The sequence below is a fragment of the Micromonospora chokoriensis genome, assembly GCF_900091505.1.
In the GTDB taxonomy this organism is placed as follows: Bacteria; Actinomycetota; Actinomycetes; order Mycobacteriales; family Micromonosporaceae; genus Micromonospora; species Micromonospora chokoriensis.
On the sequence record NZ_LT607409.1, the window covers coordinates 3,483,846 to 3,507,436 of the forward strand.

Annotated in this window: 17 protein-coding genes, 1 tRNA gene, 1 pseudogene and 2 riboswitches; of the genes and pseudogenes, 8 read left to right on the forward strand and 11 right to left on the reverse strand. The window is 72.9% G+C overall.

What is annotated here, in order from left to right; genetic code table 11:
- The first annotated feature begins 147 nt into the window (after positions 1 to 147).
- Both GA0070612_RS16430 and GA0070612_RS16435 read left to right on the forward strand, forming a co-directional pair.
- A complete protein-coding gene (locus tag GA0070612_RS16430) occupies positions 148 to 1,131 on the forward strand; it encodes an LLM class F420-dependent oxidoreductase (protein WP_088988691.1) in 984 nt (327 codons plus the stop codon).
- Positions 1,128 to 1,919, forward strand: coding sequence for an SDR family oxidoreductase (locus GA0070612_RS16435; RefSeq protein ID WP_088988692.1), 792 nt, complete (start codon positions 1,128 to 1,130; stop codon positions 1,917 to 1,919). Before GA0070612_RS16430 ends, GA0070612_RS16435 begins: the two co-directional genes overlap by 4 nt.
- Here the strand turns inward: GA0070612_RS16435 and GA0070612_RS16440 are convergent.
- Positions 1,897 to 2,727: a class I SAM-dependent methyltransferase gene (locus GA0070612_RS16440; protein ID WP_088988693.1), complete on the reverse strand. Its 831-nt coding sequence runs from the start codon at positions 2,725 to 2,727 to the stop codon at positions 1,897 to 1,899. The genes GA0070612_RS16435 and GA0070612_RS16440 overlap by 23 nt on opposite strands.
- Positions 2,728 to 2,938: 211 nt before the next feature.
- On the opposite strand from GA0070612_RS16440, the gene GA0070612_RS16445 reads away from it, so the two are divergent.
- Both GA0070612_RS16445 and GA0070612_RS16450 read left to right on the forward strand, forming a co-directional pair.
- The gene (locus GA0070612_RS16445) at positions 2,939 to 3,946 is read left to right on the forward strand and encodes a hypothetical protein (protein WP_157742495.1); all 1,008 of its coding nucleotides are present in this window, start codon (positions 2,939 to 2,941) and stop codon (positions 3,944 to 3,946) included.
- Positions 3,946 to 4,500: a hypothetical protein gene (locus GA0070612_RS16450; RefSeq protein ID WP_088988695.1), complete on the forward strand. Its 555-nt coding sequence runs from the start codon at positions 3,946 to 3,948 to the stop codon at positions 4,498 to 4,500. The genes GA0070612_RS16445 and GA0070612_RS16450 overlap by 1 nt, the downstream gene beginning before the upstream one ends.
- 101 nt (positions 4,501 to 4,601) lie before the next feature.
- Here the strand turns inward: GA0070612_RS16450 and GA0070612_RS16455 are convergent, their stop codons facing one another.
- From GA0070612_RS16455 to GA0070612_RS32510, 6 genes and pseudogenes are all read right to left on the reverse strand, one after another.
- Positions 4,602 to 6,998, reverse strand: a complete 2,397-nt coding sequence (locus GA0070612_RS16455) for a transglutaminase domain-containing protein (protein WP_231924200.1) — start codon at positions 6,996 to 6,998, stop codon at positions 4,602 to 4,604.
- On the reverse strand, positions 6,992 to 8,152 hold the full coding sequence (locus tag GA0070612_RS16460) for a DUF58 domain-containing protein (RefSeq protein WP_088988697.1): 1,161 nt from the start codon (positions 8,150 to 8,152) through the stop codon (positions 6,992 to 6,994). Before GA0070612_RS16460 ends, GA0070612_RS16455 begins: the two co-directional genes overlap by 7 nt.
- Before the next feature lie 14 nt (positions 8,153 to 8,166).
- Positions 8,167 to 9,162: an AAA family ATPase gene (locus tag GA0070612_RS16465; RefSeq protein WP_088988698.1), complete on the reverse strand. Its 996-nt coding sequence runs from the start codon at positions 9,160 to 9,162 to the stop codon at positions 8,167 to 8,169.
- Between the two features lie 27 nt (positions 9,163 to 9,189).
- Positions 9,190 to 11,814: a fibronectin type III domain-containing protein gene (locus GA0070612_RS16470; protein WP_231924201.1), complete on the reverse strand. Its 2,625-nt coding sequence runs from the start codon at positions 11,812 to 11,814 to the stop codon at positions 9,190 to 9,192.
- A gap of 238 nt (positions 11,815 to 12,052) precedes the next feature.
- Positions 12,053 to 13,030 carry a fibronectin type III domain-containing protein gene (locus GA0070612_RS16475; protein WP_197699155.1) on the reverse strand — a complete coding sequence of 326 codons (978 nt, stop codon included), beginning with the start codon at positions 13,028 to 13,030 and terminating at the stop codon, positions 12,053 to 12,055.
- Positions 13,031 to 14,248: 1,218 nt separating this feature from the next.
- Positions 14,249 to 14,722, reverse strand: a pseudogene (locus GA0070612_RS32510) (hypothetical protein); the annotation flags it as partial.
- 230 nt (positions 14,723 to 14,952) lie between these two features.
- Between GA0070612_RS32510 and GA0070612_RS16490 the strand changes: the two are divergent.
- A tRNA-Leu gene (locus GA0070612_RS16490) sits at positions 14,953 to 15,036 on the forward strand.
- A gap of 2 nt (positions 15,037 to 15,038) precedes the next feature.
- Here GA0070612_RS16490 and GA0070612_RS16495 read toward each other — a convergent pair.
- Complete coding sequence (locus tag GA0070612_RS16495; protein ID WP_088988701.1) at positions 15,039 to 16,427, reverse strand: recombinase family protein; 1,389 nt, start codon at positions 16,425 to 16,427, stop codon at positions 15,039 to 15,041.
- A gap of 318 nt (positions 16,428 to 16,745) precedes the next feature.
- A riboswitch (cobalamin riboswitch) is annotated at positions 16,746 to 16,962 on the forward strand.
- 195 nt (positions 16,963 to 17,157) lie between these two features.
- Here GA0070612_RS16495 and GA0070612_RS16500 point away from each other — a divergent pair.
- Genes GA0070612_RS16500 through GA0070612_RS16510 form a run of 3 tightly spaced genes read left to right on the forward strand, consistent with a single transcriptional unit; the run spans position 17,158 to position 19,210 of the window.
- On the forward strand, positions 17,158 to 17,604 hold the full coding sequence (locus tag GA0070612_RS16500; protein ID WP_408630572.1) for an acyl-CoA thioesterase: 447 nt from the start codon (positions 17,158 to 17,160) through the stop codon (positions 17,602 to 17,604).
- Between the two features lie 3 nt (positions 17,605 to 17,607).
- A complete protein-coding gene (locus GA0070612_RS16505; RefSeq protein ID WP_088988703.1) occupies positions 17,608 to 18,234 on the forward strand; it encodes a LysE family translocator in 627 nt (208 codons plus the stop codon).
- 55 nt (positions 18,235 to 18,289) lie between these two features.
- Positions 18,290 to 19,210, forward strand: a complete 921-nt coding sequence (locus GA0070612_RS16510; protein WP_231924202.1) for an ABC transporter substrate-binding protein — start codon at positions 18,290 to 18,292, stop codon at positions 19,208 to 19,210.
- Positions 19,211 to 19,296: 86 nt separating this feature from the next.
- On the opposite strand, the gene metE is transcribed toward GA0070612_RS16510, so the two are convergent.
- The 3 genes from metE to GA0070612_RS16525 form a co-directional block, all read right to left on the reverse strand.
- Positions 19,297 to 21,561 (reverse strand): 5-methyltetrahydropteroyltriglutamate--homocysteine S-methyltransferase, encoded by a 2,265-nt coding sequence (metE, locus tag GA0070612_RS16515; protein ID WP_088988704.1) that lies wholly within the window; start codon positions 21,559 to 21,561, stop codon positions 19,297 to 19,299.
- Positions 21,562 to 21,680: 119 nt separating this feature from the next.
- A riboswitch (cobalamin riboswitch) is annotated at positions 21,681 to 21,897 on the reverse strand.
- Between the two features lie 114 nt (positions 21,898 to 22,011).
- A complete protein-coding gene (locus GA0070612_RS16520; RefSeq protein WP_231924203.1) occupies positions 22,012 to 22,464 on the reverse strand; it encodes a hypothetical protein in 453 nt (150 codons plus the stop codon).
- 29 nt (positions 22,465 to 22,493) lie between these two features.
- Positions 22,494 to 23,543 carry a prenyltransferase/squalene oxidase repeat-containing protein gene (locus GA0070612_RS16525; protein WP_088988705.1) on the reverse strand — a complete coding sequence of 350 codons (1,050 nt, stop codon included), beginning with the start codon at positions 23,541 to 23,543 and terminating at the stop codon, positions 22,494 to 22,496.
- Positions 23,544 to 23,591 lie beyond the last annotated feature (48 nt).

Genomic DNA, 23,591 nt, shown 5'->3' on the forward strand with positions numbered 1-23,591 from the left:
GCCTGCGCCGTCGGTACGGTCCACCTGGCAGTCGTAGCACCCCCCGACCGCACGCGCCGCCGGAAACCGGCGATTCTGCCCAGTACGGGGATCTTGCTCGCGTGCCCCGTCAACGGGCACGATCGATCGGTGACGAATCGATGGGGCATGACGGTGCCGCTGGGCGGGATCGCCCTGGCGCACCACGACGCGGCCTACGCGGCGCTCGACCAGGCTGGGTTCACCGACGTGTGGTCGTCAGAGGTGGCCGGGACCGACGCGTTCACCCCGCTGGCGCTGGCCGCCGCCTGGCAACCCCGGCTACGCCTCGGCACCGCGATCACGCCGGTCTTCACCCGTGGCCCCGGGCTGCTGGCGATGAGCGCGGCGGCGCTGGCCGAGGCCGCGCCGGGCCGGTTCTCGCTCGGCATCGGGGCGTCCTCACCGGTGCTGGTCCGGGACTGGAACGCGGTCCGGTTCGACGAGCCGTTCCGTCGCACCCGTGACGTCCTGCGCTTCCTGCGTGCCGCGCTGCGCGGCGACACGGTCGACGAGGTGTACGACACCTTCACCGTCCGCCGGTTCACGCTGGAACGACCACCGGCGGTGCCGCCGCCGATCCTGCTCGCCGCGCTGCGCCCGGGGATGCTCCGGCTGGCCGGCGCGGAGGCCGACGGGGTCATCCTCAACTGGCTCAGCGCCGACGACGTGCCGCGTGCCCTCGCCGAGCTGGGCGAGCGGCGTCCCGGGTTCGAGGTCGCCGCCCGCATCTTCGTGTGCCCCACCGAGGACGCCACCTACGCCCGGGCGCTGGGCCGGCGGCTGATCACCAGCTACCTGACCGTTCCGGCGTACGCCGAGTTCCACCGCTGGCTCGGGCGCGACGAGACGCTCGCGCCGATGTGGGATGCCTGGGCCGCCGGTGACCGGCGTGGGGCCGGCACCGCGGTGCCGGACGAGGTGGTCGACGCCCTGGTGCTGCACGGCACGCCCGAGCGCTGCCGCGCCCAGGTGCGCCGCTACGCCGACGCCGGTGTGGACGTGCCGGTCTTCGCGCTGCTGCCCACCCCCGAGGTGACCGCCGGTGGCGCGTCCGCGCTGATCACCCTCATCGCCCAGTTGGGCGTCGACCCGGTGGGAGCCGCAGCGTGAACCTCACCGACCGGATCGTGGTGGTCACCGGCGGCGCCGGTGGCATCGGAGCCGCGCTGTCGCGCCGCTTCGCCGCCGAGGGGGCCGCGGCCGTGGTGGTCGCCGACCTGGACGCCGAGGCGGCCCACGCGGTGGCCGAGGGCATCGGCCCGGTCGCGCACGCCACCGCCCTCGACGTCACCGACGAGGACCAGGTCCGCGAGTTGGTCGCCGACACCGAGACGCGGTACGGCCGGATCGACCTGTTCTGCGCCAACGCGGGCGTGACCACCGGCGGGGGAGTGGAGGTCGACGACGCCGGCTGGGACCGGGCCTGGCGGGTCAACGTCCTCGCCCACGTCTACTCGGCCCGTGCGGTGCTGCCCGGGATGCTCGCCCGGGGCGGCGGGCACCTGCTGCACACCTGCTCGGCGGCGGGTGTGCTGACGGCGGTGGGCGACGCCGCGTACACCGCGACGAAGCACGCCTCGGTGGGCTTCGCGGAGTGGCTGGCCATCACCTACCGGGACCGGGGCATCCGGGTCAGCGCGCTCTGCCCGCAGGGCGTGGACACCCCGATGCTCGCCGACGGCATCGCCGAGGGCCACCTCGGCGCCCGCGTGATCACCGCGTCCGGTGCGGTGCTCACCCCGGACCAGGTCGCCGGCGCGGCGATCGCCGGGTTGGCCGAGGAACGTTTCCTGATCCTGCCGCACCCGGAGGTCGCCGACTACGCCCGCCGCCGCGCCGAGGACCCGGACGGCTGGCAGGCCGGCATGCGCAAACTCATCCGTCGCCTGACCGCCTGACGGCTGCCACCGCCGGAACGCGCCCGGCAGCCAGGAGGTGGGCGCTCGTCGCGACCAGCGCCGGTTCGCTGCTGTAGAGCCGGGCGAGGTGCAACGCGCCGGCGAAGACGACGTCCTGGGCGGGCCCACCGGCCGCCGCCTCCGCCGCCGTCCAGGCCGGACCTTCCACACCGTGTACGACGACATCGGTCAGCCCGGCGACCAAACACTCGTCGGCGATCTCCTCCGCCCGGTGGAAATAGGCATGGGTGAAACCCGTCGTCGGATCGTTGGTGCCGTCGGTCAGCAACGTCCTCGCCTCCGCGAGTGTCGTCTCGTCGAGGCGCCCGGTGGCGGCGAAGTCCAGCGGTTTGGCGAAGCGTGAGATGGCGGCGGCGACGACGCGACCACCGGGCCGGGTGACCCGGGCGGCCTCCCGCAGCGCCCGGATCCGGTCGGCGCGCCGCACCAGGTGGTAGAGGGGACCCAGCAGCAGCGCGGCGTCGTGCGTGTCGGTGGCGTCCGGCAGCGAACGCGCGTCGGCGACCTCCGCCTCGATGGGGGGTTGCCCGGCGCGGGCCTGCGCGACGTGAGCCGGTACCAGGTCCACGAGACGCACCTGGTAGCCGGCGGCGGCCAGCGCCCGCGCGTACTCGCCGGGGCCACCGCCGATGTCCAGGACGCGGGCACCCGGGCCGGGCAGGAGATCACGCAGGCACTCCATCGTCCGGATCCACTCCAGCCGTGCCTGGGGTCGTCCGGCGAGACGGTGGTCCTCCCGGTAGTGCAGCGTGTAGTAGTCGATGATCTCGCTCGTCTGCAGATCCATGCACTGATGGTCATCGGGGTGCGACGCGAGGGCCAGCCGATTACCGCTCGGAAGACAGTCCCCCGGCAGAGGGAGCACGTTCCCCTGCGCCGGGGTCGAGCAGCCCGGCAGAGCCGCTGACCATGGGCTGATGAGTCCTGATGTGGGGTTTCCCTGTCGGAACCAGCGGCGCGGCAGATCGGAGCGTTCCGTCCACGCTCGTCGATCCGCCGTGGTTGCGGTGGCGTGCGCCGCCTTCGCTCTCGGCGAGGTGGCGCTGCGTCTGTACTGGCTCGCCGGCGGCCGCTGGGGTTACACCGCCTGCGATCGCACCGCCCTGGCCGACCCGACGGGCGGATGCGGCGCGGATCGCGTGCACACGCTGCCGTTCTGGGCGGGCTGGGGAGCTGTCGGAGTCGGTGTCGCTCTCGCGATCATCGTCGGGTGCGCTGTCTCGTTCCCCGGCCGCGCCGTCGCTGCCGCGAGTTGGGCGGCGAGCGCGTTGCTCCTGGTCGTCGCGTTTCCGCTGCACCTGCTCTTCGAGGTGCCGGCGGCGTTGACGGGACGCCCCTCGGACTGGCGTGACCTCGGCGCCCGGCTCGCGCTGGTAGCCGGTGGCGTCCTGTTCGCCGGGCTCGCGCACACCTCCGGTCCCCGCCGCGGTCCAGCGCCCGCCGGCTACCAGCCGGTGCCGAGGTGGACGCGCCGCTGGGCGTACGCCGCTGTCGCCCTTCCCGTGGTCGGCTGGGCCGTGCCGCACGGGCTCTGGGTGCTCGGCGTGCCGTTCGGCATCTCCGAGCAGCAGCTGGACGAGATCCAGCTGAATCTCTCCACGGAGACCGGCCTCGCGATCACCCTCGTCCCGCCGCTCGTCGGCCTGCTCGTCCTCGGGTTGGTGCAGCGGTGGGGTCAGCAGTTCCCCCGCTGGGTGCCGGGGTTGGGCGGTCGACGGGTGCCCCGGTTGCTGGCGGTGATCCCGGCCGGGGTGGTGGCGCTCGCGTTGGTCACCTACGGCGTGCTGAGCGTCGCGGTCTTCGTCGACCAGCTACGCACCGGGCACCTGCCGTGGTCGGAGGTGTGGGAGGGGTGGGCGACCAGCGCCACCCTGCTGGTGTTCCTCGGCTGGGGGGTGTCGCTCGGCGTCACCACCACCGGTTATGCCCTCACCACCCGGCCGCGTCGGCCTTCGGAGCCGGCGACTTCCCTGCCCGGCTCGATCCGTCCACGATCGGAGCGCTGATGACCACCGACTTCCACCACACCTGGGCCGCCGACCCACCACGCTGGGCCGTCTGGGCCGCCTACGCCGTCCCGCTGTTCGTCCTGCCGTCCGCGGTCTGGCGACTGACCCTGCTGGTCACCGACGATGCCGTCACCTCGTGGTACATGATCTTCCTGTCCGTCCTCTCGATGGGGTTGGCGCTGTCGACACTCGGCCTGGTGCACCGATGGGGACAACGCCTACCGCGCTGGGTGCCACTGCTCGGCGGCCGTCCCGTGCCGGCGCGCCCGGTCGTGCTCGTCGCGCTGATCGGCGGTTCGGTTCTCGTCGCGATCTGCGTCTATCTCCTCCTCAACAGCAGGTTCCACTTCGTGGAGCGCGGCTGGGTCGGCATCGGCAGCGACGAGCCCGCGCATCCGGCTCCGACCTGGGAGGTGCTGCGCTACTACGTGCCGATGGTCGCCTGGGGGCCGCTCGTCATCGCCGTGGCCGCCGACTACGCCCGCCGCGCCGCCCGCCCCCGCCGTGCCGTCCGCCCCCGCCGCTCACCGGCAAGCCACCGTCTGGGTTGATCAAGAGGTTTGCGTCACCAGCGGGCGTCTTCCTGACGCAAACCTCTTGATCACCGCGGAGAGCGGTGGGCGTGGGGGGTGGGGGTGGGGGTGGGGGTGGGTTACTGGGGGGAGCGGTTGGCGCGGGCGCGGGTCAGGGGGGACGGGTGGACGGACCAGAGCAGACGGCGCCACCACGGGCGGGCGGCACGCAGCGTCGTCACGTAGGCGGTGGCCACCTCGGCCGCCCGGGCCGCCTGGTCCGGGGTTGCGGCAGCGGGGGCGAAGCCCACCTGATTCAACAGGGCCGCCAGTTCGTCCACGGCCGACGTGGCGTCGGCCGGACCGCTGCTGGTCTGGGCGCTGCCGGCTGGGCCGCCGCTGGCTGGGCCGCTGGCCGGCGGGCCGTCTCCGGTGACGGCGGCTCGGGCGTCGGCGAGGGCCTGGCGGGCGTGCCCGGCCACCTCGGTGGCGGCCAGGTCGTCGCCGACCGGTCGGCCCGCCAGGCGCAGCGCGTCGGTGACCTCCTGCCAGGCCCCGGCGATACGCCGGCCCGGGTCACCCTGGACGAGTCGACTCCGGGTCAACGAGCGGCGCATCGCCACCAGGGTGAGCAGGAGCGCCCCCACCAGCAGCACCAGGCCGCCGCTGCCCCCGGCGACCAGCACCGGCGTGGACAGCCCACCCCGTCCGGGCGACCCGTCCGGGGCGGCCACCGGCTCCGGCGACGCGGACGGCTCCACTGTGGGCGCCGGGGCCTCCGACGGCGGCGGATCATCAGGCGTCGGTCGGAAATCCTCCTCCACCGGCCGCGGCTCGTTGTCCGGGCGCGGCAACGGGTCGAACGGCACCCACCCCAACCCGTCGAAGAGGACCTCCGGCCAGGCGTACGCGTCGCCGGCCAGCACCGGCCCCTGCCCGCCGGTCCGGAAACCCACCACCACCCGGGTCGGCAGCCCGGACAGCCGGCCCAGCACCGCGAACGCCGCCGCGAACTGCTCGGACGTGCCCTCCTGGCCGCCGCCGTTGCGCGGTCCGAAGAGGAAGAAACCCAGATTCGGGTACGCGTGCCCGCTCGGCGCGTCCGCCACCACCCGGTAGTGCTCGGCCAGGAACTGCTCGATCGCCAACGCCCGTGCGAACGGTGCGCCGTTCTCCTCGGCGAGTTGCGCGGCCAGCCTGCGCATCGGGTCGGGCACCCCGTCGGCGACCCGCAACACCCGGGCTACCTCGTCACCGGCGGGCACGTTGGCGGTGCCCAACAGGTTGGAGTCGGGGTGCTCCTCGGCGGAGGTCACCTCGTACCGCAGCCCCGGCGTCAACCCCTCGGGCCGGATCAGGGTCCCGCTCTCCGGGTCGTACGCCACCCGCGCGCCGCTGACCTCCCGGGGCGTCGCCACGGCGGGGAGGAGCCGACCGCTCAACTCCGCCACGGTGATCTGCTGGCGGACCGTGCCGACCGTGCTGGCCTCGGGTGGCGTGGCGGCCGGCAGGATCCGGCCCGCGTTGCGGTACGTCGCCCCGACCCGCCAGGTCACCCCGTCGTAGTCGCTGAGCACCGCCAACCGGATCCGCACACCGGCACCGGTGCTCGCCGCCGGCTCGGCTCCCGACTCGTCGTCGGGTGCGGCGGCGTCGGGCGGTGCGGGCGGGGCACCGTCGCGTTCCGTGCTCACGTCGAGGAGCTTCTGCTCCGGGTGCAGCGCCCAACCGGAGATCCGGATCAGCGGGTTCTCGTCCAGCGACTGCACCTGCGGCGGCTCCACGTACCGGCGTGGGTCCACCGGTCGACCGTCGACCTGACCGGCGACGAGAGGGCCGAGCAGCGCGACCAGGCCGACCACCAGCGCCACGCCGAGCGTCGCGCTGGCGGCCAGCCGGAGTCGCACCGCCGCGCGTATCCCGGGGGCCAGGTCGGCAGCCGGAACCCCGCCGGCCGGTGCCGCGTTGCCGGGTGCGGCCAGGCCGACCGCCGCGACCGCGACGAACGCCACCGTCGGTCCGATCGCCGGCTCCGCGTTCGGGCCGACCGCGTACAGGGCGGCGGCGTAGAGCCCCGCCGCCGGCAGGTAACCCAACAACACCCGGCCGGCGCGCAGCGCCACCTCCGCACCCGCCAGCCCGGCCAGCCAGGCGGCGACCACCGGCACCAGCACCGTGTCCGGTGCGGGCTCCACCGGGATCATCGCGGTGAGCAGCCGGGGGATGCCGTTGCGCGCGGCGTCCGTGGTGACCTCCAGCAGGCTGCCGGGAAGCTCGGCGTGGTCGGCGGCCAGCCGCAGCGACCACAGTGTCCAGCCGGCCATCGCGGCCACCGAGACCGGTGCCACCAGCCAGGACGGCAGCCGGCGGGCGGCGACACTGACCAGCACCGAGCCCGCCGCCGCGCCGCCCACCAACCAGGTCAGCAGGTCACCCGCGTACACCCGGCCCAGCGCCACCCCGGCGAGCACGGTCAGCCCGATCAACGCCGCCGGGACGACGGCCGCCCGCAGCACCCGCACGACGTGCGTCACCACCGGCGTACCCCGTCCCACTCGGCGGCGAACTGCGCGCCGTCCGCCGCGTCGAGGACCACCAGGCCGGCGGCGCCCGGCGGCGTCGGCTCGGCCGCGCCGAACACAGCGACCACCACCGAGGGGTACGCCCCGCGCAGCGCGCCGACGTGCCCCAGCTCGTCTCGGCCACCCGGCCCGGTCAGGAAGATCAACGTGTCGCCGAGCCGGTCCTGTCGCAGTCGGGTCGTCGCCGCGCGTGCCGCGTTGTCGTCGTCGGACAGGTCGGCGGCGGCCAGCCGGTCCAGCGGCCCGAGGGCGGGGCCTGTCTGCGCCTCCTGGTCGGGCTCGGCGGCCACGAACAGCAACACCACCGGCAGGTCCGTGCGGTGCGCGGCGGTCACCACCGACGCCGCCGCCTCGCATGCCGACTCGAACGACTCCGCCACCCCGCCGACGCGCCGCGGGTGCGCGGCGACCCGGTTGTCCAGCAGGACGACCAGGCGGGGGAGGCTGGTGTCCACGTTCTCCCGCACCATCAGCTCACCGACCCGGGCGCTGGTCCGCCAGTGCACCCGGCGCAGCTCGTCGCCGACCACGTACTCCCGCAGCGAGTCGAAGGTGATCGACCCGTGCGGCACCCCGTCCACCCGGCCGTCGAGGCTGCGCCCCGCGCCGGTGGGCACCGCCGTCAGCGGATGGATCCGGGGGTACACCCAGACCGGCACCACCGCGCCGTACGGGCGGGCCAACGCCACCAGGCCCAGCGGGTCGCGCCGGGTGACCCGCAGCGGCCCGACCGGCACCACTCCCCGTCGGTGGGTCGGCACCTCGTAGCGGACCTCGGTGTCCCGCCCCGGCCGCAGGCGTAGCACCGGAACCGGCACCGTGCGCTCGCCGCACCGGTCCTCCGCCAGCAGGTTCGCCGACCGCAGCCGGCCGGCGTTGCGCACTGTCACCGTCATGCTCGCCGACTCGCCGCGCGCCACCCGGTCCGGGTCGGCGTGCCGGGTCACCGTCAACCGGGGCCGCCAGGCCGCGACCAGCGCCGCGTAGCCCACCGCCGCGCCGGCCGCCGCACCGAGCAGCGTCAACTCGGGGTACGCGAACCGGAAACCCGCACCCACCAGCACGACGGCGGCGACGAGCAGCCCGATCCCACGGGCGGTGATCCCCATGCCGCTGCTGCCGGTCAGCCCTGCACCGGAGCGGGCTGCCCCGACGGCAGCGGCACCGGCACCGACGCGATGGCCTGGCGCAGCACCTCCCCGGCGGTCAACCCGCGTACCTGGGCGTCGGGGGTGAGCAGCAGCCGGTGCGCGAACACCGCCTCGGAGAGCGCCTTGAGGTCCTCCGGCATGATCCAACCTCGCCCGTCGATCAGCGCGTACGCGCACGCCGCCCTGGTCAACGCGATCACACCCCGGGGGCTGACCCCGACGCGCACCTGCGGGTGGGTACGGGTCGCGGCGGCCAGCCGGACCGCGTACGCGTACAGCGGCTCGGCGATGTGCACCCGGCGGGCCATCCGGACCATCTCCCCGACGGTGGCGGTGTCGGTGACCGGGGCGAGCGCCTCGGGCGAACGCACCGTCGCGCCGCGCAGCACCTCCACCTCGACCGCCTCGTCCGGGTAGCCGACGGACAACTTCACCAGGAACCGGTCCAACTGTGCCTCGGGAAGCCGGTAGGTGCCGTCCATCTCCACCGGGTTCTGCGTCGCCACCACCAGGAACGGCGACGGCACCGGGTGCCGGACGCCGTCCACAGTGACGGTGCGTTCCTCCATGACCTCCAGCAGCGCCGACTGGGTCTTCGGCGACGCCCGGTTGATCTCGTCGGCGATGACGATGTTGGCGAAGACCGGCCCCGGGTGGAACTCGAAGTCCCGAGTCGCCTGGTTGAAGATCGTCACGCCGGACACGTCCGACGGGAGCAGGTCGGGCGTGAACTGGATGCGCCGCCACTCACCCTTCACCGTGGCGGCGATGGCCCGGGCCAGGGTCGTCTTACCGACCCCGGGCACGTCCTCCAGGAGCACGTGACCCTGCGCGAAGAGCGCGGTCAGCGCCAGCCGCACCACCTGCGGCTTGCCGAGCACCACCGCGTTGACGTTCTCGGCCAGCCGGGCGGCCAGGGCCGCGAAGCCCTGCACCTCCGGCTGGGTGAGTGGCTCGTGGGTGTTCACGGTCGGTGGTGCTCCTCGGCTGGTGGTTCAGCAGGTGGGCAGGACCTTGATGTCATCGCCGCCCTCCAGGTTGAGCCAGGCCCACGGGATGTAGTTCTTTCCCTTGAACTCGACCCGCACCCACCAGTTGCTCTGCTTCTGGTTGTTGTAGATCCACGAGTCGACGTTCTCGCCCGACTTCTTGCAGTACGCCTTCAACCGGGTGCCGGGCTTCGCCCAGCCGGCCTGCTGGTCGTTGTCCTGCCGGGTGACCTTGAAGACCTCGTTGCCGTTGCGGCCGTCGACCTCCTTGTCGCAGTAGGTCCGCTGGTCACCGTCAGGCCCGTTGTTGCAGGTCGCGGTCCCGTACAGCGGCTGGGTCTCCTGGGCCTTCTGCGCGGTGCCCTTACCGGCGGCGTTGGTGGCCGTCACCGTGAACGTGTACTCCGTTCCCGGCGTCAGGCCCGCCATCGTGATGCTGGAACAGGCCCCGGCCTTCGCCGGTTCGCCCGCCGTGCTCAACGTGCAGGTGGCCTGACCGCCGCCCGCGTCCACTGTGAACGTGACAGTCGCCCCGGTGGCGGTCGACGACGAACCGGTCACCGTGACCCGTGGCTCGGCGACCGTGCGGGCGGTGGCGGTGGCCTCCGGGCCCGGCCCCGCCTCGTTGACCGCCTTCACCTTCACCGTGACGTTCTGGCCGTTGCCCAGCCCGGTGACAGTCGTGCGGGTGTCGGTCACCTCACTGGTGCGCCCACCGACATCTACCAGGTACTTCGTCACCGGCCGGCCGTTCGCCTCGGCCGGCGCCCACTGCACCGTCACCGCGCCCGGCTGGTTGGCGACGGTGCCGGCCCGCAGGTTCAGCGGCCGACCCGGCGCCGCGAAGGGCACCACCGTGTTGCTCACCGGTGAGGCCGCCGACCCGGCGCCCTTGCTGTTGACCGCCACCACGGTGAACGCGTACTGGGTGCCGTACTCCAGCTCACCGGCCGGCACCACCAGCTCCGTCTTGGTCGACTCGCCGGCCGGGGCGTTCGTCCCCGCCGAACTGGCCGTCACCGCGTACCTCGCGATGGTGTTGCCCTGCCCGTTCGCGGCCGGCCACTTCACCAGCACCGTGCCGTCGGGTCGTTCCTGGGCGGTGACGCTCGCCGGCGGGTCGGGCACCGCGGCGGTCGGGGTCACCGGGTTGCTGTTGCGCGGCGGACCGTCGCCCTTGGCGTTCACGGCGTGCACCGCGAACCGGTACGTCTCGCCGTTGGTCAGACCCTTGACCTCCACCGCACGCTGGTTCGCGCCCACCTCCACACGCTTCCCGGCACCCTCCACCACGTACTTGATGATCTCGGCGCCGTTGGCGGCCGCCGGTCGCCAGCTCACCCGGGCCTGCGCGTTGCCGGCCGAGGCGGTCACGCTGCGCGGGGCACTCGGCTTCCCCACCCGGGGCTTCTTCGGCGGGGGAGGCGGCGCGGCCACCGGTGGCGGGTCGCCGCCGAGCACGTCGTTGGCGTACTTGTCGACCTCGCGCACCTGGTGCTTGTCGTCCACCACCCGGGCGGTCGCCGCGTCGGGGGAGTTGATGAACAGGTGGTTCTCCCGGACCTCCAGCTCCAGCGGCCCGTTCGCCCGCCCGCCGATGGTCTCGACCAGCTGACCGCCCCCGTCGAAGGCGTAGATCGTGCCGGTGGACTCGTCGGCGCAGTAAAACCGGTCCGCCCAGGCCACCGCGGCGCTGAGCCGATCCCCCTCGCCCGGCACCGTGAACGCCTTCTCCTCCCCACCGTCACCCACCACCAGCACCCGCCGTTCGGCGGGCACGGTGACCGGAACCCGGGGGCCACTGGTGCGCGCTGGCAGCGCGGCCGGGCCGGACAGCGTCAACGGGGTCGGGGTCACCTTGCCCCGCTGCACGCGCACCAGCTTGCCGGCCGTGCGGTCGAGCACCGCCACCCCGTCGTCCAGGGTGGAGACCACCAGCTCGTGGCTCGCCTCGGCCACGTCGTACGACTCGACGCGCTCCGGCTTGATCCCGCCACCGTCGGGCGCGGCCGAGGCCGGCGCGGACGGCAGCTTGGCGGCGGTGATCGCCGAGACCGTGCCCTCGCTGGGCACCGCGACCCAGAGCCGCCCCTCGCCGTCGAAGGTGCCGCCGGCGATGCCCGGGGGATAGCGCACCGGCTCGCCGACCGGGGCCAGCGACCGTGGGTCGAGCTGCCGCACGATGCCCTGCACGGCGTCGACCACGAACGCCGAGTCTTCGTGCAGGGCGACACTCACGCCCAGACCGGGCGTCGTCTTGGTGGTCGCGGTGAGCTGCAGGGTCGCCAGGTCCAGGGAGCTGACCTGCCCCGTCTGAAGGTCCCGCAGGATCAGCAGCCGGTCGGTCTGGGTGACCTGCATCGGGTGACGGTTGGCACCGGGAATCTCGGTGCGGGTGTCCACCCGGGCGGTCACCCCGTTGACCCGCGCCAGCTCACTGCGCGCCGTGCTCCACAGCCAGGAACTCGCGTCGTAGTTGGCCACCGCGTTGTCGGCCGCGCCCAACCCGAGAACCGTCAACCCCATGGCGGCCAGCAGAGCGGTCACCGTGCCGACAGTCACCAGCCCGCCGCGAAGCCGGGACCGGGAGCGGGGGGCGTCAGTCCGTACGGCGTCGTCGATGCTGGCCACAGCCGGCTGCCTCCCCTGAGTCGTGGCAGGTGGCGCGCCTCGCGGCAACCCCTCCCCTGAGCCGGGTGCCATCATAAGGCGCTGCTGGTGGCGGGGGAACCCGCACGGTCACCCCTGTGGATACCGAGCGTGTGCGTTGTGGACGCCCAGCTCAGCCCGGCTCACGTTCCGGTCAGCCCGGCTCACGTCCGGATTCGGCCCGGCTGCCGCTCCGGTTCGGCCTGGCTCACGCTCCGATTCAGCTCGGAGACGGTCGGCCGGAGGGCTTCCCGCTCGACGGGGCGGTGCGCTCCCGAGCGGTGCAGACCTGACCCGATGTCGCGAAGCTGTCCGTGGAGTAGACCGCCAACACGGTGAAGCAGTGATCCACTCGGGAGTTCAGCCCGTTGACCGTGTAACTGGTCCTGCCCGGGTCCACGGTGGCCATCACCCCGAGGGCCTGCCCGGCCCGTCCGGCCGCGACCATGAACGGCACCGCACCGCCGGACGGGTCCGTCCAGGTCAGTGTGATCGTGGTCGAGTCGTCCCGTAGCTTCAGGTCCCCCGGCGGAGGCCCCGCCGCCGTCGGCACCCCCGTGGGCGCCACCGCCGTCGGTGCCGTCCCGCTGGGCGGCGGGTCGTCGCGGGTCAGCACCACCGCGCCCAGCCCGGCCACCGCCACCACGGCCACCCCGGCCGCCACCACCGCGCCGATCAGCGTGGCCCGGTTGCGGCCCGCCGAGCGGTCCTCGTCGGCGTACGCCCGGTGGTACTGCTGCCCCGGATACCACGCCTGCCCCGGGTAGTGCTCCTGGGACGGGTAGCCGGCCTGCTCGGTCGGGGTCGGCCGGTGGTCCTGGTGGTGCTGCGGCGCCGCTCCACCACCAGGCGGTGACCAGGCCGCCGGGGTCGGCGCGACCGGCGTCGCGGCGGGGCGCGGCGGCGCGGGGGCAGATCCCGCCTGGGCGACGACCGGCCCCTGCGCGGTGACGGGTTGGCGCGGACCGCCGTAACCGCTGGGCGGGCCGCTTCCCGGCGCGACGGCCGGGATCACCACGGTCTCGTCGGACGCCGAGACACGCGCCCGCTGCGTCGGCACCGGCGTGGCCTCGAAGATGTCCAGCCCGGACTCGTCGCCCCCGTCGGCGGCCTCGGCGTCCGCCGCGGGCGGCTCAGCGGCGTCGCCGTCCGCACTCGGCAGCGGCGGGCCGCTGCGGCTCCACGGCGGCGCGGTCAACCCCCACGGGGGTACGGAAGGCGCGGCGCTGGAATGCGCTGAGTCTGGTGTTGCCCTCTGTGGGGGTCCGAAGACCGGCTGCCGGGGGGCGGGAGGCGCGCTCGTCGGAGGGGCGGAGATGGAGATCGGATTGGTGGGGTCGGGTGGTGCGGACACCGAGTGGGTGGGGCCGGGTGGTGCGGACACCGGGTGGGTGTGGCTGGGTCCTGCGGACACGGCGGGCGCAGGGGTGGGTGGTGCGGAGATCGGATGGCCGGGTGGTCCGGAGGCCGGGTGCGGATGTGCTGGCGGGGCGGGGATCGGCTGTGGGGGAGCGGGTGGCGCGCTGACTGGTTGGGCCGGTGCTCGGCCAGCCGGTCGTGCCGCCCCCGGGTCACTGCTGGTCGGCAACGGCCCGCCCGGCGCGGTCGCCTCGACACCGGGTGCGTCGACGGATCCGTTCGTACCGGTCGGGCTGACTCCCGCTCGGGCTCGGGCGGCCTCCTCGGCGAGCAGCGGCTCGATCTGCCGTACCTGGATCGTGGGATCGTCCCAACGGGGTGCAGGAGTGGTCGCCGGCTGGTCTGTGGGGTCGCCGGGCGGGGTGTCGCCGACCCGCTGACGCGGCGTTACAGGAGACCCGGTCGGTGGTTGACGTGGTGGCCGCCGCTCGGATGACGGCAACGGCTGGCTCTCGGCCCTGGGTCGGGGCAGTTGACTCGCGGCCGTCGGCCTGACCGGTTGGCCCTCGGCCGTCGGCCTGACCGGTTGGCCCTCGGCCGTCGGCCTGACCGATGGCCTCGCGGTCGTCGGTCTGGTCGGCTGGCTCCCGGCCGCCGGCGCGGGGGGCGGGACCTCGGTAGGCGACGTGGGCTGCTGGCTGCCCACCGTAGGCCCAGGCGGCTGGCTCACCGTCGGAGAAGGTCCGGGTTGCGACGGCGGGGCCATGGAGGGTGCCGGCGGGCCGGAGCGCGTCGGCGGGGTGGTTGCCGGCCGGATGGGCTGAACCCGAGGTGCCGGTGCCGGAGCCGGGGCCGTGGCGTCGCTGGGTGCGGCGGGTGCGCGTACCCCTGGCGGGGTTGCCCGGGGGGTCGCCGGCGGTTGCGGCGGTGCCCAGGGTGAGGTGGTGGCCGCCGGGCCGCCGTCGGAGGGGCGCATCGCGGCGAGGGTCGCCAGGGACAGCGTCGGCCCCGACAGCGCCGACCGGGCGCCGGAATCGGGCGGAGCGCTGACCGGCTCCGGACCGGGTGCGGGCGGTGCATTGTGCGGCCCGCTCGGGGTCGACGCGAGTAGGCCGAGGTAGTCGCGGGCGGCGCGTACCACCGGGTGGTGCTCCCCGAGCACCGCGGGCCCGGCGGTGGCCACCCGGGTGTAGTTGCGGCGGGCCTCGTGCCGGTTGCCCAGTTCCTCGGCTACCTCGGCGAGTTCGAAGGCGATAGCGAGCAGGACCGGGTCGGAGTGCTCCCACCGCCGCTCACCCGCCGCGAACGCCTCCTCCAACACCCGGCGGGAGCCGAGCGGATCATCCGCCTCCCGGTGTAGCCGGGCCAGCAGATGCGCGGTGTGCAGCACCTCGGGGTGATCGTCGGAGTACGGCGGGGGAGGGGACCCGACAGCCTCCGCGAGCAGCTGCCGGGCGGCGCCGAGATCGCCCGCGGCGCGCAGGGCCAGGGCTCGGTGCTGGACGGCTGCGAGGGGGGAGGGATGGGACACGTGGCAATGCTGCCGCCAGAGGGCCGCCGGACGCTACCCGGACACGCCTGGCGGCGGTGTTGATGAGGTCGGGGAGGCCTTTTGAGCAGTGGCGCGAGCGCCGAGACCGGGACGGCGGAAGGCGATGTGCATGATCCACGGGCGGCGTGTACAGTAACTCCCCGTGCGGCCCGCCGTGCCGACATCGGATGGAAAGATCATCCGGTCGGCGAGGTAGGCTGAACGTGTAGGTCCGGGTGGCGGAATGGCAGACGCGCTAGCTTGAGGTGCTAGTGCCCGTATAGGGCGTGGGGGTTCAAGTCCCCCCTCGGACACGTTATTTCCCCACGAAGCGTGATTTCTTTTCGCGTTTCGAGCAATCCCCGTCCCGTTGGGCGGGGATCTTTGCTGTCGTGGCGAGGAAGCTCGCCGCCGGGGTGAGCGGGTAGATCGCGGTCTCGGCTTCGATGGTCCACGCGTGGTGGTCACACACGATGATCATGTTGTTGGTGCGTAGGTAGGCGGCCAGCTTTTCCGGGTCGGGGCTGCGCAGTGCGGGATGGCGACGGTGTAGCCCGCGGCCGTGTCGAATCCTGTCCAGGAGATGGTCCTCTCGGACGTAGAAGGTCTTCTGTCGTCTCGATGAGGTGGGTCGGGTGCTGGTGTTGCCGTGGCGGCAGCGGTAGCCGGGTCGGCCGTGGACCCAGTGGGAGTCCATGATCCGGCCGCACACGCCGCAGCAGATCACTCCGGCTAACACATAGCAGCGGGGGATGCCGTCGGCTGGGGTCGGCGCGGTGTGGATTGCCTGGACGGCGACGAAGCGTTCTTCGCTGACCAGCGGAGTATGCGCGATCTCGCGGGAGATGACCCAGTCAGTTGAGGCGCTCCACCGTTGGATCTCGTGGTGTCGATCGAAGGTTCCCTCGTCAGGGAGGGCATCACGGTCGGTGCGTTGACGGTTCCAGACCTGCCGCCCGGTGTAACGGGGGTTGGCCAGGATCGCCGCGACAGTGGTGAGCATCCACTGTCGGCCGGTGCGGTGGGGGTTACGCGCTGGGTCGGCGCCGGACGGGCACAGGACGTCGGTGTCGTTGAGGGCGCGAGCGATGCTGGCCACGCTCCGGCCGGCGAGCCGCTGCTCGAAGATCCACCGGACGTGGGGTGCGGTGGCAGGGTCGGGCTCCAAGCGGTGCAGGCGTCGTCCCCAGGCGGCGTGGGCGCGGTTCGGATGAGGGCCGGCGTCGGCGAGCCGGTAGCCGTAGGGTGGCCGGCCGCCGAGGTGTCGGCCCTGCAACTCTGCCTGAGCGCGCATGGCCGCGGTGGTGCGATGCCGGGCTCGGGACACCTCCCGGTGGGAGTGCACACCGAGTAGGTCCAGTAGCGCCATCTGTCGGGGGTTGTCGAAGTCCACCGGCCCGTAGGTTTCTGGTAGCCACAACTGCACGCCGTGGCTGAGCAAGGTCGGAGTCAACTGCTCAAGCTGCTGGCCGTGGAAGGCGCGCTCGTACTCACCGACGACGATCGCGTCGAACCCGCGTGCCGAGCCCATCAGGGCGTCGAGCAGCCGTGACGCCTGCGGCCGGTCCGGCCAGGGCACCCGGCGGGAGACGCCCTCGTCGAAGAACTCCACCACGATTCGGCCATGACCGGCGACCAAGTCCTCGGCAAAGTTGCGCTGCCACCGGCACGACGAGGCCCGATCCTGGAAGTGGACGGTGGACATCCGTCCGTAGAACGCGAACCGCAGTCCATCCGCAGCCCGGGTAAACCGTTGTGGCCGTAGCTTCCGCTGCCCGACGGCCCAGGATGAAAGGGTGCTCCGTTCGGGTTCTGTCATCGTCCTCGTCGCCATAGGACCTCCACGATCGGGAGATGCTTGCGGGGAGGTATGAGTGTTGTTCGTATAAGCCTGCGGCAGGCGGACAGGGTGTCCGGCTCGCGCGGATGGGCTAGACCTCCTACCCTCCCAGGTTGATCGTCGAGTGGTTCAATCCGTTAATGCCCGGGAGTCCCGGCATCTGAGCAGGTCATCCACACGGGCTATGCTTCGGGCGGCGCTGGTTCGCTCGGTCACGAGGTGGCTGGGCGTCGTAAGAGGGAACCCGGTGGGAATCCGGGGCTGCCCCGCAGCGGTGAGTGGGAACGACCGCCGTCATCAGCACTGGGCCAGTGGCCTGGGAAGCGACGGCCAGTAGGGGACCGGCGTGCAGCCGGTCGGGCCCGCGAGTCCGAAGACCTGCCAGTGCTGCGTACACAACCGTGTGCGCTGCCGTCGGCCTCGCGGGTGGGCTGAGCGGGTGACGCGCCGGGAGGTGTGCGCCGGTGTGTCCTCGTCAGCGCGCGCCCGTGGTCCGGCGGTGTGGTTTCCCGAGGGACGGACTACCGCTGTGCACGACACCACCACGATCGCCGGCCGAGCGCCGTCTGCGTCACACCTGACCCTGTCGCAGATCATGGACCAGCACCACACCAACCTGATGGGTACGGTCCACGGCGGCCGGATCCTCAACCTCATCGACTCCGTCGCCGGGGTGGTCGCCGCCCGCCATTCCGATGGGCCTGCGGTGACCGCCGCGATCGACGAGACGGCGTTCCTGCGGGCGGTGCGGGTCGGCGACGTCGTGCACGTCGACGCCCGGATCACCTGGGCCGGCCGCAGCTCGATGGAGGTGGCGGTCAAAGTGACCGCCGACCGGTGGGACCGGGCGGTGCCGCCCACCGACGTGGCAACCGCCCACCTGGTCATGGTCGCCATCGACGACAACGGTCAGCCCCGCGCGGTGCCGCCGCTGCTGCCGGAGACCGATGGGGACCGGCGGCGGTACCGCGAGGCGGAGATCCGCCGCGAGCACCGGTTGGCGCTGCGGCGGGCGCTGCTCGACGGCGCCGAGGAGGGCTGAGCGGTGCTCGGACTCTCCGTTGCGACGCTGGTCGGCTACCTCGCCGCGATCGTCGTCCTCATGGTGACGCCCGGTCCGGACATGATGTTCGTTCTGGCCAACGCCGCCCGTTACGGCACCCGCGCCGGGGTGGTGGCCGCGCTCGGCGTCGCCACCGGGGAGGCGGTGCACATCGCGGCGGTCGTCTGCGGACTCGCCACGGTGATCGCCGCCTCGCCGGTGTTGTTCACCGTGATTCGCTGGGTCGGTGCGGCGTACCTGATCATCCTCGGCGTGCGGGCACTGCGCGGCGCCGGCGCTGCGCCTTCCGGGAGGCCGGAGCAGGGTGGCAGCTCCGGGCGGGCCTTCCTGCGCGGACTGGTGACCAATCTCCTCAATCCCAAGATGATCCTGTTCAGCGTGGCGTTTCTGCCTCAGTTCGTCGATCCGGCACAGGGCAACGCGACCGCTCAACTGGTGCTTCTCGGTGCGGTCTTCGTCGTGGTGCAACTCGCCGTCGATATCGCCCTGGGCGCCGGTGTCGGGCGACTCGGCGCTCGCATGACTGACGGTCGCTTCTCGCGGCGCGTCAACAGGATCTGCGCGGCGGCGTTCGTCGCGCTCGGGGTACGCCTCGCGCTCGGGTCGTAGCGAGGGCCGGTGACCGCCGCCGTAGTCCGGCTCGCGAGGTGGACGTGGCGTGGTCATGCCTGGTAGGCAGGCGGGTGTGCGCATCGTCTCCCTGCTGCCGGCGGCCACGGACATCGTGGCCATGCTCGGCCTGACCGGGCATCTGGTCGGCCGCACGCACGAGTGTGACTGGCCGCCGGGAGACCTGGCCGATGTCCCGACGGTGACGGGGACGTCTCTGCCCGAGGCGTTGACGAGCCGGGAGATCTCGGCGGCGACCGCTGGCGGCGCGCACCGTGGGTCGTCGTTGTACCAGCTCGACGTCACGATGCTGGAAGACCTGAAGCCGGATCTGATCCTGACCCAGGACCTGTGCGACGTGTGTGCGGTCTCCTATGCGCGGGTCAACGACGCGGTGCGGCTGATCGATCTCGATACCAGGGTGGTGTCCCTGGAGGCGAGGACGATCAGCGGGATCCTGGACACGGTCGACGCCGTGGCCGCTTTGACCGACACCAGGGGCAGGGCGGCGGAGATCCGGGCGGACGCCGAACGTCGACTCGCTGCGTTGCCCGGCCCGTCGTCCGACGCGCCGACGGTGCTGTTCGTCGAGTGGCTCGACCCGTTGATGCCGGGTGGGCACTGGGTGCCCGAGCAGATAGCTGCCGCAGGCGGGCGTTCGTTGCTGCTCGGTCCGGGGGCGCACAGCACCCCACACCTGTGGTCGGTCGTTGCCGACCTGGCTCCGGACGTGGTGGTGTTCGGGCCGTGCGGGTTCACACCTGAACGGACCATCGACGAGTTGTCGGTAGCGGCCGGGCAACCGGGCTGGGCTGACCTGCCTGCGGTGCGTCAGGGGCAGGTGTGGGTGGTCGATGGGCCCGCCTACTTCAACCGCCCCGGCCCGAGGGTTGTCGACGGCGCGGAGATCCTCGCCGCCATCCTCGCAGGCCGCCCGGATTCCCGCGCTCGGCAGGTTTCCGTCGGCGCAGGTTGACGAGCCCGTGCGGCCGATGCGGGCATCGGATGCGCGTTCTCGCAAACCACGGTGGGGCGGCAGCGTGCCGCCGCCCCACCGCGCGCTCAGATGAGCGTGCTGCGGATCTCGGCGGCGCCGCTGACCAGGCGGGCCAGGGCCTGCTCGACCTCCGGGTAGCCGCGAGTCTTCAGGCCGCAGTCGGGGTTGACCCAGAGCCTTTCGGCGGGCACCGCGGCGACGGCGCGGCGTAGCGCGTCGTTGACCTCCGCCTGTTCCGGTACGCGGGGTGAGTGGATGTCGTACACCCCGGGGCCGACTCCCCGGTGGTAGCCGGTGGTGCGCAGGTCGTCGAGGATCTCCATCTTCGAGCGCGACGCCTCGATGCTGGTGACGTCGGCGTCGAGGGCGTCGATCGCGGGAAGGATCTCGCCAAACTCGGAGTAGCACAGGTGGGTGTGGATCTGGGTGGCGTCGGCGATTCCGCTGGTGGCGAGCCGGAACGCCCCGACCGCCCAGTCCAGGTAGGCGCGCTGCTCGTCCTGGCGCAGTGGCAGTGTCTCCCGTAGGGCGGGTTCGTCGACCTGGATGATGCGGATGCCGGCGGCCTCCAGGTCGCGGGCCTCGTCGCGTAGCGCGAGAGCGACCTGGTTGGCGGTGTCGGCGAGGGGTTGGTCGGTGCGGACGAACGACCAGGCCAGGATCGTCACCGGTCCGGTGAGCATGCCCTTGACCGGTCGGTTCGTCAGCGACTGCGCGTAGGTGGACCAGGCGACGGTCATCGGCCCGGTCCGGGTGACGTCGCCGTAGATGATCGGTGGGCGTACGCACCGGGAGCCGTACGACTGCACCCACCCGTTCACCGTGGCGGCGAACCCGTCGAGCTGCTCACCGAAGTACTGCACCATGTCGTTGCGTTCCGGCTCGCCGTGCACCAGCACGTCCAGCCCGAGTCGTTCCTGCACGGCGATGACGTGAGCGACCTCGGCGCGCATCCGCTCGGCGTAGCCGCTGTCATCGAGCCGACCGGCCCGGTGCGCCGCACGGGCCTGCCGCAGCTCCGAGGTCTGGGGGAAGGATCCGATGGTGGTGGTGGGCAGGGGTGGAAGGTTCAGTCGGGCCTGCTGGCTGGCGGCCCGCTGCGCGTACGGCCCGCGCCGTAGGTGCTCGGGACGCAGCGCGTCGAGCCGGGCCCGCACTCCGTCGTTGCGCCAGGCCGCCGGGGTCGCGGGCGAGGCAGGGGGCAGGGCGCCGACGCCGTCGCGCAGGGCGCGTCCGAGAGCGACCACCTCGTCGACCTTCTGCCGGGCGAACGCGAGCCGTGCACGGAGGTCCTGGTCCAGGTCAGGTTCGGCGGCGAGGTCCACCGGTACGTGCAGCAGGGAGCACGAGGTCGACACCGAGACGTGGTCGGCCAGGCCGGTCAGCGCGGCGCCGGTCGCGGCCGCGGAGCGCAGGTCGGTGCGCCAGATGTTGCGCCCGTCGATCAGTCCCGCGACGATCGTCTTGCCGTGCAGCGGGCCGGCGGCGGCGAGCCGGTTCAGGTTGCTTGGCCCGGCGACGAGGTCGATGCCGACCGCTTCGACCGGGGTGCCCAGCAGTGCCGGCAACGCGTCGCCGAGGTCACCGAAGTACGACGCGACGAACAACCGCGGCCGGTGCTTCAGCAGGCCGAGCCGGCGGTACGCGGCGCGCAGCGCGGCGATCTCCTGCGAGGTGCGGTCGGCGGCGTACGCGGGCTCGTCGAGCTGAACCCATTCGACCCCGGCACCGGCCAAGACGCCGAGGATGTCCTCGTAGACAGCGATCAGGTCGTCGAGCCGGTCGAAGGGCCGAAACCCTTCTGGGGCGTCGTCGGTGGCCTTGGACAGCAGGAGGTAGGTCGCCGGCCCGACCAGCACCGGCCTGGTGGTGACGCCGAGCGCCTTCGCCTCGCCGTACTCCCGCACCGCCTTGTCCGTCCGAGCGGTGAACGCTGTGCCCGGGCCGACCTCGGGCACCAGGTAGTGGTAGTTGGTGTCGAACCACTTCGTCAGCTCCAGCGCCGGCTCCCGCTCCGTGCCACGTGCCATGGCGAAGTAGGTGTCCAGGTCGCCGAGACCGAGGCGGCGGAAGCGGTCCGGGACCGCGTCGACCAGAACGGTGGTGTCGAGCACCTGGTCATAGAACGAGAACGTGTTCGACGGGATCGCGTCCAGGCCGGCGTCGCGCAGCGTGCGCCACACGTCGGCGCGGAGGCTGGCGGCAGTCTCTTGAAGGGTGGCCGCGTCGATCCGGCCCGCCCAGTAGGACTCGACGGCGTGCTTCAGTTCGCGGTGCGGACCAATGCGCGGATAGCCGAGCACGGTGCTCAGCCCGAACGGTGTGGTCACGGAACAGGTGTCCTTCCCTCGAGGTCGACCACCGACCACACTGGAGGGACACGGCAGGGCACGGCACGACGACCGGGCCTCGCCCTGACCCTCCCGAGAGGCCGACGGCGGCGCACGCGGACGCGTACGCGGTGCGGGCAGGTCTTCGGACTCGTGGGCGTGACCGGGGTGACCCGATCTCCTACTGGCCGTCGCTTCCCAGACGCTCAGGCGTCCAGTGCGTATGACGGCGGTCGTTCCCACTCACCGCTGCGGGGCAGTCCCGGTTTCCCACCGGGTTCCCTCTTACGACGCCACACCGGAACGGTGCGGCGAACCAGCACTGCCGACCATCGTACGGCCGCGAGCTGTTCCCCGGTGCCGCTGTTGCAGGCAGATCATCCTCGTCGTCCAACCCGAGGCTGGACCGGTCGGGAGTCCGGGGGAGCCCGGACCCCCGACCGGGCCCCGCTACGGCGGGGAGATGGACGGGGCCTGCCCGGAGCCGAAGCGCCATCCTTCGACGGTGCCCTGGGCGGGGTTGTAGCTGCTCGCGCCGAGGGTGCTGTAGGACCAGGTGCCGCCGGGCGTGGCGTGCCAGTACGACCAGTACGCGCTGGCGGGCGGCGTGTTGACGCATGGCTCGGCGGCGGCTGTGGGATAGCCGTTGATTCGGCAGACGAAGGCGAGCCCCCACCGTTGGGTACCTGTCACGGTGAAGCCGGCTCCCTGCAACGCGGCCAGGCCGGTCGGCGGGTCGCCGAGCCGGCAGCCGGTCTGGACACCGAGGCCGAACGCGGTGAGGTCGACCACCACCGTGACGCCCGCGCCCGGGGCGCACGCCGCCGCGTGCGCGGCACGTGGCACCGGGTCGACGGCCACCAGGCCGATGCTGACGACGGTGGCCGCGAGCAGAAGTGCCATCCGTCGGCGCATCGTCGCCCGCCGGCGGGTCACCACGGCGCACACGCCAGGACGGGCGCGGCAGTGTGAGCGCCGGTGGCCGACGAGGTCGCATACCCGGCGCCTGCCATGCCAGGTACGGCCTGAGCGGTGGCCCGGGCGGCGGTGCCCGCGTCGAATTCGCCGGGGGTGTACGCGATGGCGCCCCGGTCGGCTGGTGCGCCCGTGCAGGTGACCTGCAAGCTGACCAGGAATTGACGGGCGCGTAGCCAGGCCGGCGACCGACCGGCGGCGAAGAGCGCCTGGGCGGCGAGCCCGGTGCTGTTCGCGTTGGTCACGCCGTTCGCGGCGAACGAGCCATCACCGCCCTGCACGGAGACCAGCCACTGCGCGGCCGAAGCCGCGACCAACGGACGGTCCGCCGCGAGCAGGGCCTGAACGGCCAGAGCGGTCGCGTCGACGTCGCTGACACAGGTCGGCTGCGCGAAGAGCAGCGGGAAACCACCGTCGGCGCACCGGCTCGCGGCCAGGAACGCCACCGCCGACGACGGTGCACCTCCGGCACGATCCAACGCCAGCACCGCAAAGGACTGGGTGAAGGCGTTGCTGTAGTCACCGAACGCCGACCGGTCGGAGTACCGGCCGCTCGGCGTCAGCAGGCTGCTGAGCCGCGCGAGCAGGTCGACACCGCCGAACGTCGCCGGATTGAGGCCGCGGACCTGGGCACCCAGAGCGAGTTTCGCGGTCGCGCCCGCGTACGCCTCGGTGCCATCGCCGATGTAGCCGGTGATCACGGCCGGTTGGGCGAGCCAGGACATGGCGTTCGCCGCGTTCGTGTCGGCTGCCTTGGCTGCGGCGAAGGCGAACACCGCGTCGAGGGTGAGGCCCTGATCGGGATAGGCGACGCCGTCGTAGACGACCTCGAACCGCTCGCCGTCGACCAGTTGGCGGGCGAGCCAGCCGGCGGCGGCATCGACCTTATTGAGGGTGGGCGGCGATGCTGTGGCGGCGGCCGGTACGGCTGCCAGGGACAGCATGAGGACGGCGAGCGCAGCGCCTACGAAGACGCGGGCGCGGTGCCGGAGGGGGCGATTGACCATGAAGCGACGCCTTTCCGGGCTCCGATGGTCTGAGACCACCCGACTCCG

Excerpts from the sequence above, each read along its gene's own strand:
- GA0070612_RS16430 (WP_088988691.1), top strand. The coding sequence starts at position 148 with ATGACGGTGCCGCTGGGCGGGATCGCCCTGGCGCACCACGACGCGGCC.
- GA0070612_RS16440 (WP_088988693.1), bottom strand. The coding sequence starts at position 2,727 with ATGGATCTGCAGACGAGCGAGATCATCGACTACTACACGCTGCACTAC.
- GA0070612_RS16450 (WP_088988695.1), top strand. The coding sequence starts at position 3,946 with ATGACCACCGACTTCCACCACACCTGGGCCGCCGACCCACCACGCTGG.
- GA0070612_RS16460 (WP_088988697.1), bottom strand. The coding sequence starts at position 8,152 with ATGGGGATCACCGCCCGTGGGATCGGGCTGCTCGTCGCCGCCGTCGTG.
- GA0070612_RS16495 (WP_088988701.1), bottom strand. The coding sequence starts at position 16,427 with ATGTCCACCGTCCACTTCCAGGATCGGGCCTCGTCGTGCCGGTGGCAG.
- GA0070612_RS16500 (WP_408630572.1), top strand. The coding sequence starts at position 17,158 with ATGGACCAGCACCACACCAACCTGATGGGTACGGTCCACGGCGGCCGG.
- GA0070612_RS16510 (WP_231924202.1), top strand. The coding sequence starts at position 18,290 with ATGCCTGGTAGGCAGGCGGGTGTGCGCATCGTCTCCCTGCTGCCGGCG.
- GA0070612_RS16520 (WP_231924203.1), bottom strand. The coding sequence starts at position 22,464 with ATGGCACTTCTGCTCGCGGCCACCGTCGTCAGCATCGGCCTGGTGGCC.
- GA0070612_RS16525 (WP_088988705.1), bottom strand. The coding sequence starts at position 23,543 with ATGGTCAATCGCCCCCTCCGGCACCGCGCCCGCGTCTTCGTAGGCGCT.